14 protein-coding genes, 2 tRNA genes and 2 rRNA genes are annotated in these 18289 nt (G+C 67.1%); 4 read left to right on the top strand and 14 right to left on the bottom strand.

The window, feature by feature from the left end; all coding sequences use genetic code 11:
• Positions 1–80: 80 nt before the first annotated feature.
• Both AMK25_RS24295 and AMK25_RS24290 read right to left on the bottom strand, forming a co-directional pair.
• Positions 81–3189: ribosomal RNA gene (locus AMK25_RS24295) — 23S ribosomal RNA — on the bottom strand.
• A 392-nt stretch (positions 3190–3581) separates the two neighbouring features.
• Positions 3582–5096: ribosomal RNA gene (locus tag AMK25_RS24290) — 16S ribosomal RNA — on the bottom strand.
• Together the 16S and 23S rRNA genes form the textbook arrangement of a ribosomal RNA operon.
• Before the next feature lie 948 nt (positions 5097–6044).
• Between AMK25_RS24290 and AMK25_RS24285 the strand changes: the two genes are divergently transcribed.
• Complete coding sequence (locus AMK25_RS24285) at positions 6045–6266, top strand: hypothetical protein (protein WP_073830697.1); 222 nt, start codon at positions 6045–6047, stop codon at positions 6264–6266.
• 6 nt (positions 6267–6272) lie between these two features.
• Here the strand turns inward: AMK25_RS24285 and AMK25_RS24280 are convergent, their stop codons facing one another.
• A complete protein-coding gene (locus AMK25_RS24280; RefSeq protein WP_073830696.1) occupies positions 6273–7070 on the bottom strand; it encodes a carbon-nitrogen hydrolase family protein in 798 nt (265 codons plus the stop codon).
• A gap of 39 nt (positions 7071–7109) precedes the next feature.
• Positions 7110–7943: an EamA family transporter gene (locus tag AMK25_RS24275; protein ID WP_073830712.1), complete on the bottom strand. Its 834-nt coding sequence runs from the start codon at positions 7941–7943 to the stop codon at positions 7110–7112.
• 41 nt (positions 7944–7984) lie between these two features.
• On the opposite strand from AMK25_RS24275, the gene AMK25_RS24270 reads away from it, so the two are divergent.
• Positions 7985–8608 carry a helix-turn-helix domain-containing protein gene (locus AMK25_RS24270; RefSeq protein WP_073830711.1) on the top strand — a complete coding sequence of 208 codons (624 nt, stop codon included), beginning with the start codon at positions 7985–7987 and terminating at the stop codon, positions 8606–8608.
• A gap of 23 nt (positions 8609–8631) precedes the next feature.
• On the opposite strand, the gene clpX is transcribed toward AMK25_RS24270, so the two are convergent.
• The 5 genes from clpX to AMK25_RS24245 form a co-directional block, all read right to left on the bottom strand.
• Positions 8632–9924, bottom strand: a complete 1293-nt coding sequence (clpX, locus tag AMK25_RS24265) for an ATP-dependent Clp protease ATP-binding subunit ClpX (RefSeq protein ID WP_013288033.1) — start codon at positions 9922–9924, stop codon at positions 8632–8634.
• 226 nt (positions 9925–10150) lie between these two features.
• Entirely contained in the window at positions 10151–10813 is a 663-nt protein-coding gene (locus AMK25_RS24260) for an ATP-dependent Clp protease proteolytic subunit (protein WP_013288034.1), read from the bottom strand.
• A gap of 14 nt (positions 10814–10827) precedes the next feature.
• Positions 10828–11469: an ATP-dependent Clp protease proteolytic subunit gene (locus tag AMK25_RS24255; RefSeq protein ID WP_073830695.1), complete on the bottom strand. Its 642-nt coding sequence runs from the start codon at positions 11467–11469 to the stop codon at positions 10828–10830.
• Between the two features lie 175 nt (positions 11470–11644).
• A complete protein-coding gene (tig, locus tag AMK25_RS24250; RefSeq protein WP_073830694.1) occupies positions 11645–12991 on the bottom strand; it encodes a trigger factor in 1347 nt (448 codons plus the stop codon).
• A gap of 148 nt (positions 12992–13139) precedes the next feature.
• Positions 13140–13213: transfer RNA gene (locus tag AMK25_RS24245), tRNA-Pro, on the bottom strand.
• A gap of 250 nt (positions 13214–13463) precedes the next feature.
• On the opposite strand from AMK25_RS24245, the gene AMK25_RS24240 reads away from it, so the two are divergent.
• Positions 13464–13537 (top strand) — tRNA-Gly (locus tag AMK25_RS24240).
• An 88-nt stretch (positions 13538–13625) separates the two neighbouring features.
• Here AMK25_RS24240 and AMK25_RS24235 read toward each other — a convergent pair.
• The gene (locus tag AMK25_RS24235) at positions 13626–14435 is read right to left on the bottom strand and encodes a class I SAM-dependent methyltransferase (RefSeq protein ID WP_073830693.1); all 810 of its coding nucleotides are present in this window, start codon (positions 14433–14435) and stop codon (positions 13626–13628) included.
• A 117-nt stretch (positions 14436–14552) separates the two neighbouring features.
• Between AMK25_RS24235 and AMK25_RS24230 the strand changes: the two genes are divergently transcribed.
• Positions 14553–15173 (top strand): hypothetical protein, encoded by a 621-nt coding sequence (locus tag AMK25_RS24230; protein ID WP_073830692.1) that lies wholly within the window; start codon positions 14553–14555, stop codon positions 15171–15173.
• A gap of 16 nt (positions 15174–15189) precedes the next feature.
• On the opposite strand, the gene AMK25_RS24225 is transcribed toward AMK25_RS24230, so the two are convergent.
• The 4 genes from AMK25_RS24225 to AMK25_RS24210 all read right to left on the bottom strand — a co-directional run bounded on the left by AMK25_RS24225 (position 15190) and on the right by AMK25_RS24210 (position 18242).
• Complete coding sequence (locus tag AMK25_RS24225; RefSeq protein WP_073830691.1) at positions 15190–15870, bottom strand: SMI1/KNR4 family protein; 681 nt, start codon at positions 15868–15870, stop codon at positions 15190–15192.
• 30 nt (positions 15871–15900) lie between these two features.
• Positions 15901–16686 carry a hypothetical protein gene (locus AMK25_RS24220; RefSeq protein ID WP_143194784.1) on the bottom strand — a complete coding sequence of 262 codons (786 nt, stop codon included), beginning with the start codon at positions 16684–16686 and terminating at the stop codon, positions 15901–15903.
• Positions 16687–16769: 83 nt separating this feature from the next.
• Entirely contained in the window at positions 16770–17195 is a 426-nt protein-coding gene (locus AMK25_RS24215; protein WP_073830689.1) for a nucleoside deaminase, read from the bottom strand.
• Positions 17196–17210: 15 nt separating this feature from the next.
• Positions 17211–18242 carry a questin oxidase family protein gene (locus AMK25_RS24210; RefSeq protein ID WP_073830688.1) on the bottom strand — a complete coding sequence of 344 codons (1032 nt, stop codon included), beginning with the start codon at positions 18240–18242 and terminating at the stop codon, positions 17211–17213.
• Positions 18243–18289 lie beyond the last annotated feature (47 nt).

Raw genomic sequence — 18289 nt, 5'->3', positions numbered from 1 at the left:
CCGCCGTAACTCTATGAACATATCAAACAACCGTGGGTTGTTGTGTGTTCAGAGTTGCACAGTGGACGCGTAGCAGCTTGGTAGTCAAGTCCTCGGCCTATTAGTACCGGTCAACTGAACCCGTTACCGGGCTTACATTTCCGGCCTATCAACCCAGTCGTCTAGCTGGGGGCCTTACCCCACAATGTGGGTGGGATACCTCATCTTGAAGCGAGCTTCCCGCTTAGATGCTTTCAGCGGTTATCCCTTCCGAACGTAGCTAACCAGCCGTGCCCCTGGCGGGACAACTGGCACACCAGAGGTTCGTCCGTCCCGGTCCTCTCGTACTAGGGACAGCCCTTCTCAAGTATCCTACGCGCACGGCGGATAGGGACCGAACTGTCTCACGACGTTCTAAACCCAGCTCGCGTACCGCTTTAATGGGCGAACAGCCCAACCCTTGGGACCTGCTACAGCCCCAGGATGCGACGAGCCGACATCGAGGTGCCAAACCATCCCGTCGATATGGACTCTTGGGGAAGATCAGCCTGTTATCCCCGGGGTACCTTTTATCCGTTGAGCGACACCGCTTCCACATGCCAGTGCCGGATCACTAGTCCCGACTTTCGTCCCTGCTCGACCTGTCAGTCTCACAGTCAAGCTCCCTTGTGCACTTGCACTCAACACCTGATTGCCAACCAGGCTGAGGGAACCTTTGGGCGCCTCCGTTACCCTTTAGGAGGCAACCGCCCCAGTTAAACTACCCACCAGACACTGTCCCTGAACCGGATAACGGTCCGAAGTTAGATACCCAAATCAACCAGAGTGGTATTTCAAGATTGCCTCCACCCATACTGGCGTATGGACTTCACCGGCTCCCACCTATCCTACACAAGCTAATTCAGATACCAATGTCAAGCTATAGTAAAGGTCCCGGGGTCTTTCCGTCCTGCCGCGCGTAACGAGCATCTTTACTCGTAATGCAATTTCGCCGGGCCTGTGGTTGAGACAGTGGGGAAGTCGTTACGCCATTCGTGCAGGTCGGAACTTACCCGACAAGGAATTTCGCTACCTTAGGATGGTTATAGTTACCACCGCCGTTTACTGGCGCTTAAGTTCTCCGCTTCGCCCCGAAGAGCTAACAGGTCCCCTTAACGTTCCAGCACCGGGCAGGCGTCAGTCCATATACATCGAATTACTTCTTCGCATGGACCTGTGTTTTTAGTAAACAGTCGCTTCCCCCTGCTCTCTGCGGCCATACAACGCTCCACCCGCGCGGGGCTTCACGTCTCCGGCCCCCCTTCTCCCTAAGTTACGGGGGCAATTTGCCGAGTTCCTTAACCACAGTTCGCCCGATCGCCTCGGTATTCTCTACCTGACCACCTGTGTCGGTTTGGGGTACGGGCCGCTAAGAACTCGCTAGAGGCTTTTCTCGGCAGCATAGGATCACTGACTTCACCTGAATCGGCTCGGCATCACGTCTCAGCCCTAATGGTGTGCGGATTTGCCTACACACCGGCCTACACGCTTACCCCGGCACAACCACCGGCCGGGCTCAGCTACCTTCCTGCGTCACCCCATCGCTTGACTACTACCCGCCAGGTTCCCACGCTCCCCACCATTGGTCCGAAGACCTCCGGCGGTTCGGGTGGTTAGCACAACGAGGTTCGTCAGGGTCGCTCTTTCGCGGGTACGGGAATATCAACCCGTTGTCCATCGACTACGCCTCTCGGCCTCGCCTTAGGTCCCGACTCACCCAGGGCGGATTAGCCTGGCCCTGGAACCCTTGGTCATCCGGCGGAAGGGTTTCTCACCCTTCTTTCGCTACTCATGCCTGCATTCTCACTCGTGCCGCGTCCACAACTGGGTCACCCCGCTGCTTCACCCCCGGCACGACGCTCCCCTACCCATCCACACACCTGCATACCCCATCAAGGAGGCACGAAGTTAAAATGTGAATGCCACAGCTTCGGCGGTGTGCTTGAGCCCCGCTACATTGTCGGCGCGGAACCACTTGACCAGTGAGCTATTACGCACTCTTTAAAGGGTGGCTGCTTCTAAGCCAACCTCCTGGTTGTCTATGCGACCCCACATCCTTTTCCACTTAGCACACGCTTAGGGGCCTTAGCTGGTGATCTGGGCTGTTTCCCTCTCGACTACGAAGCTTATCCCCCGCAGTCTCACTGCCGCGCTCTCACTTACCGGCATTCGGAGTTTGGCTGATTTCGGTAAGCTTGTGGGCCCCCTAGACCATCCAGTGCTCTACCTCCGGCAAGAAACACGCGACGCTGCACCTAAATGCATTTCGGGGAGAACCAGCTATCACGGAGTTTGATTGGCCTTTCACCCCTAACCACAGGTCATCCCCCAACTTTTCAACGTTGGTGGGTTCGGCCCTCCACGCGGTCTTACCCGCGCTTCAGCCTGCCCATGGCTAGATCACTCCGCTTCGGGTCTAGAGCATGCGACTAAAAACGCCCTATTCAGACTCGCTTTCGCTACGGCTCCCCCACACGGGTTAACCTCGCCACATGCCACTAACTCGCAGGCTCATTCTTCAAAAGGCACGCCGTCACCCCGCAAGGCTCCGACGGATTGTAGGCGAACGGTTTCAGGTACTATTTCACTCCCCTCCCGGGGTACTTTTCACCATTCCCTCACGGTACTTGTCCGCTATCGGTCACCAGGAAGTATTTAGGCTTACCAGGTGGTCCTGGCAGATTCACGGCAGATTTCAGGAGTCCGCCGCTACTCGGGAACACCCACAGAAGACCAGCAGCTTTCACCTACCGGACTATCACCGTCTACGGTCAGCCATTCCAGACTGTTCGACTAACCACTGGCTTTGTAACTTCTCCAACAGATGTCAGTCTGTTGAGCAGGGTCCCACAACCCCGACCACGCAACCCCTGACAGGTATCACACGCAGCCGGTTTAGCCTCAATCCGCTTTCGCTCGCCACTACTCACGGAATCACTATTTGTTTTCTCTTCCTACGGGTACTGAGATGTTTCACTTCCCCGCGTTCCCCCCACACACCCTATGTGTTCAGGTGCGGGTGACATCACATGACTGATGCCGGGTTTCCCCATTCGGACACCCTGGGATCACAGCTTGGTTGACAGCTCCCCCAGGCCTATCGCGGCCTCCCACGTCCTTCATCGGCTCCTGGTGCCAAGGCATCCACCGTTCGCCCTTGACAACTTGACCACAAAGATGCTCGCGTCCACTGTGCAATTCTCAACAAACAACCAACCCACAACCCACAAGCCCCACACCAGAAACCCAGCTAACCGCCGGCGGTATGCGAGACCAGGCCGCGCCTGGCGCCTTACGCCCCCCGGAACACAGTCCACACGGGGCATCTCAAGGCTCTGAAAGACAACCACCCGGGTTGTTCTTTCAGGACCCAACAGGGTGCTTACATCCGTCACCAGCCGCACCACGGTCTCGTTCCCACCACCCCGAAGAGCAGCTGTACTAGAAAAACCGCGGCCGTTGCCGACGACCGACTTGCCAGTGTCTCCGCCATCTGAGCACCCCACCACCACATTCGGGCGGTGCGGGCTCCATGCCACCTTTCGGTGGATGGTGCTCCTTAGAAAGGAGGTGATCCAGCCGCACCTTCCGGTACGGCTACCTTGTTACGACTTCGTCCCAATCGCCAGCCCCACCTTCGACGGCTCCCTCCACAAGGGTTGGGCCACCGGCTTCGGGTGTTGCCGACTTTCGTGACGTGACGGGCGGTGTGTACAAGGCCCGGGAACGTATTCACCGCAGCGTTGCTGATCTGCGATTACTAGCGACTCCGACTTCACGGGGTCGAGTTGCAGACCCCGATCCGAACTGAGACCGGCTTTTTGGGATTCGCTCCACCTCACGGTATCGCAGCCCATTGTACCGGCCATTGTAGCATGCGTGAAGCCCTGGACATAAGGGGCATGATGACTTGACGTCATCCCCACCTTCCTCCGAGTTGACCCCGGCAGTCTTCGATGAGTCCCCGCCATAACGCGCTGGCAACATCGAACGAGGGTTGCGCTCGTTGCGGGACTTAACCCAACATCTCACGACACGAGCTGACGACAGCCATGCACCACCTGTGACCGCCCCCGAAGGACCTGCCATCTCTGACAGTTTTGCGGCCATGTCAAACCCAGGTAAGGTTCTTCGCGTTGCATCGAATTAATCCGCATGCTCCGCCGCTTGTGCGGGCCCCCGTCAATTCCTTTGAGTTTTAGCCTTGCGGCCGTACTCCCCAGGCGGGGCGCTTAATGCGTTAGCTGCGGCACAGGGAACCGGAGAGGCCCCCCACACCTAGCGCCCAACGTTTACAGCGTGGACTACCAGGGTATCTAATCCTGTTCGCTCCCCACGCTTTCGCTCCTCAGCGTCAGTATCGGCCCAGAGACCCGCCTTCGCCACCGGTGTTCCTCCTGATATCTGCGCATTTCACCGCTACACCAGGAATTCCAGTCTCCCCTACCGAACTCTAGCCTGCCCGTATCGACCGCAGGCCTGGGGTTGAGCCCCAGGTTTTCACGGTCGACGCGACAAGCCGCCTACGAGCTCTTTACGCCCAATAAATCCGGACAACGCTCGCGCCCTACGTCTTACCGCGGCTGCTGGCACGTAGTTGGCCGGCGCTTCTTCTGCAGGTACCGTCACTTACGCTTCGTCCCTGCTGAAAGAGGTTTACAACCCGAAGGCCGTCATCCCTCACGCGGCGTCGCTGCATCAGGCTTCCGCCCATTGTGCAATATTCCCCACTGCTGCCTCCCGTAGGAGTCTGGGCCGTGTCTCAGTCCCAGTGTGGCCGGTCGCCCTCTCAGGCCGGCTACCCGTCGTCGCCTTGGTAGGCCATCACCCCACCAACAAGCTGATAGGCCGCGAGCCCATCCCAAGCCGAAAAACTTTCCACCAAACACCATGCGGTGCAAGGTCATATCCGGTATTAGCCCCGGTTTCCCGGGGTTATCCCAAAGCCTGGGGCAGGTTGCTCACGTGTTACTCACCCGTTCGCCGCTCGAGTACCCCGAAGGGCCTTTCCGCTCGACTTGCATGTGTTAAGCACGCCGCCAGCGTTCGTCCTGAGCCAGGATCAAACTCTCCAACAAAAACTTGTCGAACAGCAATCAACCTGGCAACAAAAGTGTTGCCAAAGGAATCCCAACCAGNGCTGATAGGCCGCGAGCCCATCCCAAGCCGAAAAACTTTCCACCAAACACCATGCGGTGCAAGGTCATATCCGGTATTAGCCCCGGTTTCCCGGGGTTATCCCAAAGCCTGGGGCAGGTTGCTCACGTGTTACTCACCCGTTCGCCGCTCGAGTACCCCGAAGGGCCTTTCCGCTCGACTTGCATGTGTTAAGCACGCCGCCAGCGTTCGTCCTGAGCCAGGATCAAACTCTCCAACAAAAACTTGTCGAACAGCAATCAACCTGGCAACAAAAGTGTTGCCAAAGGAATCCCAACCAGCCAGACAACAGCCTGACCAGTCCGGGGTATAAAACAATTGGCACTGGCTTTACAAGCACCCTGTTGAGTTCTCAAAGAACAACCACACACCAACCAGAAACCCCGCGCTGCGGAGCCCCCGTTTGGGGCAACCTCTCCAACCTACTCGGTCTCACTGTCGTCGTCAACCTCATGTTTGAGGTGATCAACTTGGTTCGACCAGACCCACGCTGACGCTCGCCGTTTCCGGCGTTCGTGGCTCTCGTGGGTTTCGGCGGACCGGCCGGCGTCGCTCTCGCGACCACCCGCCCGGCTCCCTGCCGGCTTTCGCACTCTACCCGGTGGGCTTCGCCTTCGCAACTCCGTGTCCCGGAGTGTCGAGCACCGCCCGAATCTCAGTCTGGCTCGGCGTTGCCGCCACCAGCCTGGCGCCCGTTCTCGGCCGGTTTGCCCGGCCTCCCGCGTGCAGAGAGAAAGTTACGCGGACCGGCCGTGGAAGGCAAATCAATGATCGTCATTTGGCCGACCGGAGCGGGCGGAGCCGGTAGCGGCCGGAAAGCACCCGGGGAAGGGATCCCCCGCCGGCGGTCCCGTGTCAGAGTGGTCCGCATGGATCATCCGTCCCGGTTCCCGGCACTCGCCGAGGAGGCTGTGCTCGGCCTCCTGCTGCCGTTCTGGCAGTTGGTGATCGGGGCCTGTGTGCTCGCCGTACTCCTGCTGTCGGTGAAGCGCCTGGCCCGGCGCGGTCCCTCCCGGATGACCACCGCCCTGCTGGTCACGGCGGCGGCGATCGCCGGAATCGCTGCGCTGGGCCTGCTCTTCGGGAGCTGACCGCGGTCAGAGCCGGCGGTTGGCCAGGCTGGGCAGCTCGGCGCGGATGGTCCGCAGCCGCTCCAGGTCGATGTCGCTGACCGCCAGTCCCGGGCCGTCGGCGACCTGGCTCAGCACCGTCCCCCACGGATCCACCACCATGCTCCGGCCGAAGCACGTCCGGCCCGGATCGTGGTCGCCGGTCTGACCCGCCGCCGCCACGAAGCACTGGTTCTCGATCGCCCGCGCCCGCAGCAGCACCTCCCAGTGGTCCCGCCCGGTGTGCATCATGAAGGCCGCCGGCACGACAAGCAGTTCGGCGCCGCCGTCGGTCGCGAGCTGCCGGTACAACTCGGGGAACCGCAGGTCGTAACAGATGGACAGGCCCACCCGGAGTCCTTCGACGTCGACCACCACCGGCTTCTCCCCGGGCGCGACGGTTGCCGACTCCCGGTAGGAGACGCGACCGGGGATCTCCACGTCGTACAGATGGATCTTCCGGTAAGCGGCGGCGAGCGCGCCCTCGCGGTCGAAGACCAGCGAGGTGTTCCAGGTGTGCGCGGCGTCCGGCCCGGCCTCGTGGAACGAGCCGGCGATCACCCACATGCCCAGCCGCCGGGCGGCCTCGGCGAAGAACCGCCCCACCTCGCCGTCGACCGGCTCCGCCGGCGGCATCCGGTCGGCGGGGCCGAGGTAGTCGACGTACTCCGGGAGGAGGGCGAGGTCGGCGCCGGCCGCCGCGGCCCTGACCAGCAGGGCCTCGGCGGCGGCGAGGTTCACCGCCCGGTCGTCGCGGGCGTTGAGCTGGCAGACGGCGACGCGCATGACCCGAGGGTACGGGCGGAAGCGGGCGGACGACAGGGCTCAGACGCTGGACAGCACGAGCGCGGCGGCGGCGAAGCCGAGTCCGGCCAGTTGCACCGGCCGGAGCCGTTCCCGGTCGACGGCGAGCGCGAGCAGGACGGTGCTCGCCGGGTAGAGCGAGGCGATGGCGGCGACCACGCTCAGGTGACCGCGTCCGGCGGCGGCGAGGAAGAGCGCGTTCGCTGCCGAGTCGAGCAGGCCGGCGGCCGCGGCCCAGCCGAGCACCCGCCGCCCGAGGCGCAGGCGTGTGCCGGTGCGCGCGGCGAGCGCGAGGCCGAACGCGACGGAGCTGACGCGTACCGCCAGCACGGGCCACATGCCGGCGCTCTCGTCGGCCTGGCCGAGCAGGGCGAAGAAGACGCCGAAGAGCAGTCCCGCGGCGAGTGCCATGGCCAGGACGCGGCCGGAGACGCGGCGCGCGGCGCCGCGCTCCCCCAGGCTGACCAGCGCGATGGCGACCACGGCGAGCCCGGCGCCGCCCAGCGCCACGGCGCCGGGGGAATGGGCGAGGACCAGGCCGGCGACGATCGGCACGATCGCCGCGGTGATCGCGGTGACCGGCGCGACGACGGCCATGACGCCGGTGGACAGCGCGCGGTAGAGCAGCATGACCCCGCCCGCGCCCGCCACCCCGGCCAGCAGTCCCCAGCCCAGGTCGAGCGCGCTCGGGGTGCCGGGCACGACGAGGACGAGCACGACCAACAGCGGAAGGCTGAGCATCTGCGACACGACGGTGACCGCGATCGGGTCGGCCCACCGGGACGCCTTGCCGCCGGAGAAGTCGGCCGTGCCGAAGGCGAGCGCCGAGACGGCGGCGAGGACAATGGGGAGCACCCCGCAGTCGTACCACAATAGTGACCGTGAAGGACAGTGTGATGACCGACGCAAGCGGACGGGTCGGCGCGGTGACCTCGGCGGTCGCCCGCCAGGTACGTGAGTTGCGAGCCGCCCGCGGCTGGTCCTTCGAGGAACTGGCCGGCCGGTCCGGAGTCAGCAAGGGCATGCTCGTGCAGATCGAGGGCGCCCGCACCAACCCGAGCATCGGGACGCTCTGCCGGGTCGCCGACGCGTTCGGCGTCAGCATCGCCCGGCTGCTGGAGCCGGCCGAGGAGAGCACGGTACGGATCAGCGCGGCCGATGACGCGCCGGTGCTGTGGCGCGGCCCGCACGGCGGCCTGGCGCGGCTGCTCAGTGGTCTCGGCGAACCCGACCTGGTCGAGCTGTGGGACTGGCGGATGGAACCCGGCGAGGTGCTGCGCTCCCCCGACCACGCCCACGGCACCCGGGAGATCCTGCACGTGCTCGACGGCGCCGCCACAGTCACCGTCGACGGCGTCGACCACGAGGTGCGCGCTGGCGAGACTGTCGAGTTCCACGCCGACCGGGAGCACGGCTACCGCACTGCAGGCGACGAGCCGGTACGCCTGATGATGGTGGTGGTCACCCCGTCGGGCGAGTGGGACCGGCGGACCCGCTCACGCGGACCGCGCCCGAGCTGACCCGGGCGCGGTCGCGACGGCGGTCAGGCCGACTTCTCCTCGCGGTCCCGCCGGCGCCGGCCGGTGAACTCGCGGGGCACGATCGTCGGGTTGACGTTCTCCAGCACGACCTCGCGGGTGATCAGCACCCGTGCGGCGTCGGGGTTGCTCGGCACCTCGTACATCACGGAGAGGAGAACCTCTTCCATGATCGCCCGCAAGCCACGGGCGCCGGTGCCGCGGAGCATGGCCTGATCGGCGATGGCCTCCAGCGCGGGCTGCTCGAACTCCAGCTCCACGCCGTCCAGCTCGAACAGGCGCTGGTACTGCCGGACCAGCGCGTTGCGCGGCTCGGTGAGGATCCGCACCAGGGCCGACCGGTCCAGGCTGCGCACGTTGGTGATCACCGGAAGCCGGCCGATGAACTCGGGGATCAGCCCGAACTTCAGCATGTCCTCCGGCATGACCTGGCTGAAGATGTCGTCGGTCGACCGCTCGGAGACCGACCGGAGCCGGGCGCCGAAGCCGGTGCCGCCGGAGCCGGTGCGGGCCTCGATGATCTGATCCAGCCCGGCGAACGCGCCACCGCAGATGAACAGCACGTTCGTGGTGTCGATCTGGATGAACTCCTGGTGCGGGTGCTTGCGCCCGCCCTGCGGCGGCACGTTGGCGACAGTGCCTTCGAGCATCTTCAGCAGCGCCTGCTGCACGCCCTCCCCGGAGACGTCACGGGTGATCGAGGGGTTCTCCGACTTACGGGCGATCTTGTCGACCTCGTCGATGTAGATGATGCCCGTCTCGGCGCGCTTGATGTCGTAGTCGGCGGCCTGGATCAGCTTCAGCAGGATGTTCTCGACGTCCTCGCCGACGTAGCCCGCCTCGGTGAGCGCGGTGGCGTCCGCGATCGCGAACGGGACGTTGAGCATCCGGGCGAGCGTCTGCGCCAGGTGGGTCTTGCCGCAGCCGGTCGGGCCGAGCAGCAGGATGTTGGACTTGGCCAGCTCCACCCCGTCGGTGCCGGAGCCCGGGGCGCCGGCGGCCTCGGCCTGGATCCGCTTGTAGTGGTTGTAGACCGCGACGGCGAGCGCCTTCTTGGCCTGCTCCTGACCGACCACGTAGTTGTCGAGGAACTGGCAGATCTCCATCGGCTTGGGAAGCTCTTCCCACTTCACCTCGCCGGACTCGGCCAGCTCCTCTTCGATGATCTCGTTGCAGAGATCGATGCACTCGTCGCAGATGTAGACGCCAGGGCCCGCGATGAGCTTCTTGACCTGCTTCTGCGACTTGCCGCAGAACGAGCATTTCAGTAGGTCGCCGCCGTCACCGATCCGTGCCACCTACGTTCTCCCTGCACTCATCGGCCGGAAGCCGGCCCTGACCTGCGAACGCCGGAGCGCCCGTCCGTCCTGTCGTTCCACCATGCTGTCGGATCCACCCGATCCGACCGGCGGAGCGGTACAGACCCGACGTTACCCGGTGGCCGGGTTTTCTCCGACCCCCAAAACCGGTGTGTCAGAGGTCGACCGGGAACGATACCCCGACCGACCTCCGACCACACGCGGCTCAGCCCGCGGCGTGCGACGCCAGCAGACCCTTCTTGCGGCTGGTCAGGATGGTGTCTACCAGCCCGTACTCCTTGGACTCCTCGGCCGTCATGATCTTGTCACGGTCGATGTCCTTGCGGACCTGCTCGATCGGGCGGTTGCAGTGCCGGGACAGCATGTCCTCCAGCTGCGTCCGCATCCGCAGGATCTCCCGCGCCTGGATCTCGATGTCCGAGCCCTGGCCGTAGCCGCCCTCGGTGGCCGGCTGGTGGATGATGATCCGGGAGTTGGGCAGCGCCATCCGCTTACCCGGCGTGCCCGCGGAGAGCAGCACCGCCGCCGCGCTCGCCGCCTGCCCGAGGCAGACGGTCTGGATATCCGGGCGGACGTACTGCATGGTGTCGTAGATCGCCGTCATGGCGGTGAAGGAGCCACCGGGCGAGTTGATGTACATGATGATGTCGCGGTCCGGGTCGGTGCCCTCCAGCGTCAGCAGCTGGGCCATCACGTCGTTGGCCGACGCGTCGTCCACCTGGACGCCGAGGAAGATGATCCGGTCCTCGAAGAGCTTGTTGTACGGGTTGGACTCCTTCATCCCGTACGACGTGCGCTCGACGAACGACGGCAGGACGTAGCGGTTGTGCACGGCCGCGAACTGGGGCGGCAGGCTCAGGTCGGTCATCGTCAGCTCCTCGGTCAGCTCAGGGTCCCGGCGCCATCCGGAACCTGGGCGGCCCCGATGATCACCTTGTCGATGAAGCCGTAGTCCATGGCCTCCTGGGCGGTGAACCAGCGGTCACGGTCCGAGTCCGCCTCGATCTGTGCCTGGGCCTGGCCGGTGTGGAACGCGACCCGCTCCTGGAACATCCGCTTGGTGTAGAGCATCTGCTCGGCCTGGATCGCGATGTCCGACGCGGTGCCGCCGAGGCCACCCGACGGCTGGTGCATCATGATCCGCGCGTGCGGCAGGGCGTACCGCTTGCCCTTGGTGCCGGCACAGAGCAGCAGCTGGCCCATGGAGGCCGCCATGCCCATCGCCACGGTCGAGACGTCGTTGTCGATGTACTGCATCGTGTCGTAGATCGCCATGCCGGAGTAGACCGAGCCACCCGGCGAGTTGATCCAGAGGAAGATGTCGCGGTCCGGGTCCTCCGCCGCGAGCAGCAGCAGCTGCGCGCAGATGCGGTTGGCCACCTGGTCGTTCACCTCACTGCCCAGGAAGATGATCCGCTCCTTGAGCAACCGGTTGTAGACCGAGTCGTCGAGGTTGCCAATGGAGTCGCCACCGCGGGCCTCGTTCACCCGGAGCGACTTCTTGGGGATGTGCATGTCGGTCATGGCAGCCCTTCGCTCTCCGTACCGTCCTACCCGACACTAACCGCTCACCCGGGAGGCGTACTCCCGGTCGGGGCACTGTTCGCTCTCAGCGCAGTCACCCGCACGGCGTACCCCGGAAAGGGTTTCGGCCGCCTCCCGGCGCGCAGCGCGGGACGGCGGCCGACACCCCCGACGATCAGTGCTGGTGGTCGTGCTCGGCCTCGTTCTGGGCCCGCAGCGCGTCGAGGGAGACCTCGTTGCCCGCCGAGTCCTTGATCTTGATCTTCTCCATCACCGCGGCGAGCGCCTTGCCCCGGCGGACGTCGCCGAAGACGGCCGCGGCGGCGCCGGAGCGGACCAGCTGGTCGTAGTACTGCTGCGGGGCCATGCCGGCGCGCTGCGCGCGGTGCACGATCTCGTGCCCGAACTCGTCGTCGGAGACCTGCACGTCCTCGGCGTCGGCGAGGGTGTCCAGCAGGAGCTGGATCTTGACGCCGTCGGTGGCCGCCTCGGTCAGCTCGGTGTCGATCTGCTCCTCGGTCTTCTCCTCCGCCGCGAGGTATTCCTCCAGGGAGGCGCCGATGCGCTCAAGCTGGTCGACCATCGCGGCCTTGCGGCTCTCGACCTCCTCCTTGACGACGCCCTCGGGCGCCGGCACCTCGGCGGCGGCCACCATCTGCTCCAGGGCCTTGTCGCGGGCGGCGTAGATCTGCTCGACCTGCTTGTTCCGGGTCACCCGCTCACGCAGGTCGGCGCGCAGCTCGTCGATGGTGTCGAACTCGCTGGCCATCTGCGCGAAGTCGTCGTTGAGCTCGGGGAGCTCCTTCTCCTTGACCGTGCGGACGGTCACCGCCACGTCGGCGTCGCGGCCGGCGTAGTCGCCGCCGACGAGCTGCGTGGTGAAGGTGGTGTCGTCGCCGGCGGCCAGGCCGACGAGCGCCTCGTCCAGACCCGGCAGGAGCTGCTTGCTGCCCACCTCGTGCGAGATGTTGCTCGCCGAGCCGCCCGGGACCTCCTCGCCGTCGACAGTGGCGTTCAGGTCGATCTGCACGAAGTCGCCCTCCTGGGCGGCCCGCTCGACGGTCTTCAGCGTGGCGAACCGCTCGCGCAGGCTGTTGATCTGCTCGTCGATCTCGCTGTCGGCGATCTCGATCTCGTCGACGGTCACCTCGATGGTGGCCGGGTCCGGCAGGGTGATCTCCGGCCGGACGTCCACCTCGGCGGTGAAGTTCAGCGAGTCGCCGTCGGCGAACTCGGTGATCTCGACCTCGGGACGGCCGAGCGTCTTCAGGTCGTGCTCCCGGACCGCGGCGAGGATGTTCTGCGGGATGGCCTCCTGCACCGCCTCGTTGAGCACGGTGCCCCGGCCGACCCGCTGGTCGATGACGGCAGCGGGGATCTTGCCCCGGCGGAAGCCGGGAACCTGGACCTGCTGGCCGATCTCCCGGTACGCCTTCTTGAGGCTCGGCTCGAGCTCGACGAACGGCACCTCGATGGCGAGCCGCACGCGCGTCGGGCTCAGAGTCTCGACGGTGCTCTTCACAGGCGTACTCCTTGACGGATCTGGGTGTTGGTTCTGGGGCGTGATTGCGCGCATCGAGTGTAGGCGAGCCGGCCGACGGCATCGGCAGGGCCCGGGCACCGCGCGGAAAAACCGGCGGTTCCCGGGACGACCCGGTCGCGAACGACAGTCGGGGTGGCGGGATTTGAACCCACGGCCCCTCGCTCCCAAAGCGAGTGCGCTACCAAGCTGCGCCACACCCCGTGGCGACGAAGAGTGTATGCCGTCCGGTCCCCCGCGCGGGTGACCGGGGCGCGGCGCGGCGGTCTCGGGCGGTGCCGGGCGGTGTCGGGCGCCAGTTCGGGGAAGTGGCTGGGTCCGAGGGCCCGGGAAGGCGCCACCTCGCCGAAGTGGTGGCGATCTTGACGGTCGGCGGCGACCGCGGGGTATGCGCTTCGCGACGTCTACCGGGATTGGGTACGCTGTCGGCGCGCCCTGCCGTGGTGGGGCGCACGCGGGCGTAGCTCAATGGTAGAGCTTCAGTCTTCCAAACTGACGGTGCGGGTTCGATTCCCGTCGCCCGCTCCAACAGCCTCCGGCCCAGGTCAGAGGCTGCTTCCCCTGATCCTGGGCCGGTCACTCACCCGGGCCATTAGCTGCTCTGGCCGCATGGGCGTCAGGCGCGGCAGAGGATCTCGCCGTGCAGGATGACGAACCAGCCGTCGTCCGCCGCGGCCCACTCCTGCCAGCCCAGGGAGACGCGGCGCAGATCCTCCTCGGTGGCCATGTCCGAGCTCACGAGCTGCCGGGCCAGGTCTGAGTGCAGGATCCGCTCTGCCCACATTCCGCCCCACCATTGGCGGTCCTCGGGGGTGGCGAAGCACCAGGTACTCGCGGTGGCGGTGACGTGGTCGAAGCCGGCGGCGCGGGCCCAGGAGAGCAGGCGCCGGCCGGCGTCCGGCTCGCCGCGGTTGGCGCGGGCGGCGCGTTGGTACAGGGCCAGCCATTCGTCGAGCGCGGGGAGGCTCGGGAACCAGGTGAACGCCGAGTAGTCGCTGTCCCGGGCGGCTACGAGGCCGCCGGGGCGGCAGACCCGCCGCATCTCGCGCAGCGCCTGCACCGGATCGGCCACGTGTTGGAGTACCTGGTGGGCGTGGACGATGTCGAAGGTGTCGTCGTCGAAGTCGAGGGAGTGCACGTCGGCGACCGCGAAGTCGATGTTGTCCTGGCCGCGTGCAACGGCCTCGGCCTGGGCGAGCTGCAGCGCCTCGGCGCTCATCTCGACGGCGGTGACACGGCCGGGCGTCACCCGGGCGGCGAGGTCGGCGGTGATGGTGCCCGGACCGCAGCCGACGTCGAGCAGTGACGCGCCCGGGGCGAGGTGGGGCAAAAGGTAGGCGGCCGAGTTCTCCGCGGTCCGCCAGCGATGCGACCGCAGCACCGACTCGTGATGCCCGTGTGTGTAGACGTTTTCGGCACTCACCATTGCAGCCCAGCCTCCCGGACGAATTCCTGACGACCCGTTGAGCATAGCTCCAGCGTCTCGCAATATAGGACGACTATCTTGGATAGCGGGATTGGCCGCATCCACTAGCCTGTCGCCGTGGGAACCGACATCTATGGCTTCGTCGAGGTCCGGCACCCCTTCGCGGATGAGGACTGGTACGAGTGGGAGCCGTGGGTGTGCCTGATGCCGATCGCCCCGCTCTACCTGAACGACGACGACGATGCCTTCGCCTGCCTTTTCGGCGTACGGAACTGGCTCCGCTGGGAGCCGGTCGCGGCTGAGCGTGGCCTCCCGGCGGACGTGTCGAGCGCGGTACGTGGCAGCCATGAGAAGGACAGGCAACTGGACTCGGCCGTTCATGGTGCGAGCTGGGTGTCCTGGGCCGAGTTGCGCGACCTCGACATGTCGGTCGTGCCCCTTGCTCGCGGGCTCCTGCGAGTGGAAGATCCGCCGCTGCTGCGCAGGTTCCGGGTGGACGACGAATGGCCCGGCGCGTTCGTCGACAAGTACGGCGTTCCCCCGGCCGGCGCGTCGCCCGTCGAGGCGGCGCCGGGTCGCTGGGACGCGGGCGGGGTCACCGTCGAGTACGGACCGGTGACGACCCGGCACGACGTGCTCGGGCCGGGCACCGGATGGGAGCACGTGTTCGCCGTCATGCGCGCGCTCGGGCAGCGTTTCGGCGATGACGGCGTGCGCCTGGTGGTGTGGTTCGACTAGAGCCACAGTGGTTCGACTAATGCCACCCTGACTGAGCGACCTGACCCTCTGCCTGCTCCAGCCATCGCCGGTACCAGCGGGCGAAGCCGAGCGGCGTGCCGTCGTGGTCGTCGAGCGGCTGGAAACCGCCGTCCGCGGCGGTGTCGTCCGCCCACATCCGGCCGCGCGCGGGACCGGTCACGACAAGCGCCTCCCGCAGCGCGCAGCCGACGTGACACAGGTACAGCAGGCCGACCGAGTGTTCCGGCGCGAAGACGACGGCCTCGTGCTGTTCCCAGTAGGCGTCCTCGGCCGCGTTGAACTCCTCCTCCGAGGAGTAGTCGTCCTCGACCGGCGGGCCGGGCAGACCGTCGGCCGGGTTGAACGGCTCGACATGCGCAAAGGGCCGGCCGAGCGTGCCGCGGTCGGTGAGGTCGGCGCCGTCGCCCTCCCACTGCCACAGTCCGTCGAGCCGGCGCATCGGGAAGAGCCCGTAGGCGGGCCCCGCGCCGCCTCGCCCCGCCTCCAGCAGGAAGGACCGGTACTCGCCGGGCAGCTCCACTCCGAGTTGGGCCTCCGCTTCGGCCAGTTCCCCGGCGCGCAGCGGCGGTTCGAGCCGCCAACCGTGACTCGCGGCACCGAACACCTCACGAGCGCCGGGCGCGGCGGCCAGTCGTGCCAGCCGCTCGCGTACGTCGGGCCAGTCGGCGCTCGTCACGCGCGGCACGATACCGGCCCCGCGGTGCCGTCAGCCGGCACCCGGGCTGCCCGCCCGCACGGCAGGCTTCGCATCGGCGGCGGGCACGGCCGGCTTCTGTCGCTTCGCGAGAACGATCACGAGCACCAGAAGGAGCACGAGCGAGGCCGGCACCAGCACGGGCGCCAGCGACTGCCAGAGCGGCCACACCGGCTCGGCGAGCCCGTCCGTGGCCAGGTCCGTCCATGTCATCGCGGCGCCCGGGAGCAGGGCGACAGTCACCAGCACACCCACCAGCCGGGGTACGCGCGGCCGTCGCCGCGCCAGCAGCCAGAACAGGGCCGCGCCGGCGGCGGCGCCGAGCAGGGTGCCGGTGATCGTGGCGGCGAGGAACCCGCGGGGAGCGGCCGGTTCCATGCTCAGCCTCGGCCCGTACGCCAGATGGGTGAGCGTGAGCGACATTCTGTCTCTCTCGGCCCGCCAGCCGTCACACCGGGAACCCGGCACGTCGCGGAACTCCCGCCACCCCCGCGTCTCGGCGGCGACCCGCAGCCGCTCGGACAGCGCGCAGTCCGCACCGCCGCCGTACTGGAGTTCGACCTCGCTGCTGCCGAGGTCGTCGGTAGCCAGCGCGACGCCGTACCGGTAGCCGAGCGCGGTGATCGAGCCGATCGGCTCGGTCCCGGGGAGCAGTTCCTGGGCCGCGCTCAGCGCCTTGTCGAGGCTGACCGGTACGGCACCCCGGCCGCCGTACCAGGACCCGGCGGCCAGACCGACAGTGCCGAGCAGCAGGGCGCCGAGCAGGACCACCGCGACGTGCCGCAGCCGATGCCGCACCGGCCCACCCCCTGAAGTAGTGCGGCTCAGCGTAGCCATCACGCGCCATCCCCGGTGCCCGGCGCGGGGGCCGGACCCGCCTCCTAGTAGTGGTCCTCGATCGGCCAGCGCGCCTCGTCGAACAGCGCCGGTCCGTCGTACCGCACCGGGCGCGGCGCCGGGGTGGCCGGCTTGACCTGCTCGAACTGCTCGGTGGACAGCGCGTACACGACCCGGCCGAGGCCGGACGCGTTGATCGCGACTGTGCACATCGGGCAGGGCTGGCAGCTGGTGTACATGGTGGTGGCGACCGCGGCCTCGGGGGCGAGCTGCCGGGCGGCCCAGCGGGCCAGCTTCAGCTCCGGGTGCGCTGTGACGTCCCGTTCGGAGACCACCGTGTTGTGGTCCTCGATCAGGACGGTGCCGTCCGCGCCGACCAGCAGCGACGCGAACGGCCGCTCGCCGGACGCGCCGGCCCGGTCGGCGAGTTCCACGGCGCGGCGCAGGAACGCTTCGTCGTCGGGGGTCATCGGCTCTCCAGGTGGTCAGTCGGCGGCGATCTGCTCGACGGATCGGGCGGCGACGGCGAGCAGGACCGGGTCGCCGCCGCGGGCGTACGCATCGCTCAGGGTGTCGGTGAATTTGATCGCGTGCGCGTCCCCGGTGTCCAGCGCCCGCGCCACGACCTCGCCGAGTTCCGGCCCGGCGGCCGGCGGGAGGGCACGAGCCTCGGCCGGTGCGTAGGCGGCGGTGACGGCGGCGGTCGCCGCCCAGGCGGCGGACAGGCTCGGCTGCCACAGCGTCGGCGGCAGGGCCGGCAGGGCACGCAGCACGGCGTTCGGCGCGGTCGCCGCGTGCACGAGCATGACCGGGGCGGCGTACCCGTGCGTGCCGTGCCGGAGCACGGCGGCGTCGACGACCGCCGCGAGCCGGGTGGACGCGCCGTCGGCCGCGTCGCCGGGCACCGCCGCCGCCACGGCCGGCCACCGGGTCAGGTCGGCCAGTTGCGCCAGGCGGGACCGGATGCCGAACCGCTGATCGGGTACGCGGGGCACCGCGTCGAGCGCGGACCGCGCGTCGGTCGCGGGGTACGGCCCGGCGCCCGGCGGCGCGAGCGGCTGCCAGCGGGCGGCCCAGTAGGCGAGCCCGTGGCCGAGTTCGGTGACCCGCGGTCCGGTCTCGGCGTCCAGCAGGGCGCGTACGACGTGGCCGACCCGGATGACGCCGTGGGTGGCGCCGGCGGCGATGCCCGGCAGCAGTCGTGGCCACCACCGGGCCAGCACGTCGCGCCACGGTTCGCCGGCCAGCTCGCGGTCGAAGAAGTCGAGCCAGTCGCCGGTACGCACCGGGTCGCCGAGCGGGTCGCGCCACTCGTCGGCGGCGATGCGCCGGATGCCACGTGGACGTTCCTCCAGCCGGTCGGCGTACGCGTCGATCCAGCGGTGCACCGCCCGCCCGTGACCGTGGCGGACCAGCGCCTCCGCGGCCATCGGCACGTGGTTGGACAGCCACCCGTCGCGCTCGGGACCGGTGTGGCGCACGCGCTCGTACGCCTCGTCGAGAACAGAGTTCGGCACACCCGGTAGCGTCCGACCTGAAGTCCGGTTGACGTCAAGCGGCGCGG

It is taken from the genome of Micromonospora sp. TSRI0369 (assembly GCF_001905625.1).
Lineage (GTDB): Bacteria > Actinomycetota > Actinomycetes > Mycobacteriales > Micromonosporaceae > Micromonospora > Micromonospora echinospora_A.
Note: the sequence above shows the minus strand (reverse complement) of the source record. Positions and strands in the feature narration are given on the sequence as shown.

Bases quoted from the DNA above. Each gene is read 5' to 3' on its own strand.
- AMK25_RS24285 (WP_073830697.1), top strand. From the start codon at position 6,045: ATGGATCATCCGTCCCGGTTCCCGGCACTCGCCGAGGAGGCTGTGCTC.
- AMK25_RS24280 (WP_073830696.1), bottom strand. From the start codon at position 7,070: ATGCGCGTCGCCGTCTGCCAGCTCAACGCCCGCGACGACCGGGCGGTG.
- AMK25_RS24270 (WP_073830711.1), top strand. From the start codon at position 7,985: ATGACCGACGCAAGCGGACGGGTCGGCGCGGTGACCTCGGCGGTCGCC.
- AMK25_RS24260 (WP_013288034.1), bottom strand. From the start codon at position 10,813: ATGACCGACCTGAGCCTGCCGCCCCAGTTCGCGGCCGTGCACAACCGC.
- AMK25_RS24255 (WP_073830695.1), bottom strand. From the start codon at position 11,469: ATGACCGACATGCACATCCCCAAGAAGTCGCTCCGGGTGAACGAGGCC.
- AMK25_RS24235 (WP_073830693.1), bottom strand. From the start codon at position 14,435: ATGGTGAGTGCCGAAAACGTCTACACACACGGGCATCACGAGTCGGTG.
- AMK25_RS24215 (WP_073830689.1), bottom strand. From the start codon at position 17,195: ATGACCCCCGACGACGAAGCGTTCCTGCGCCGCGCCGTGGAACTCGCC.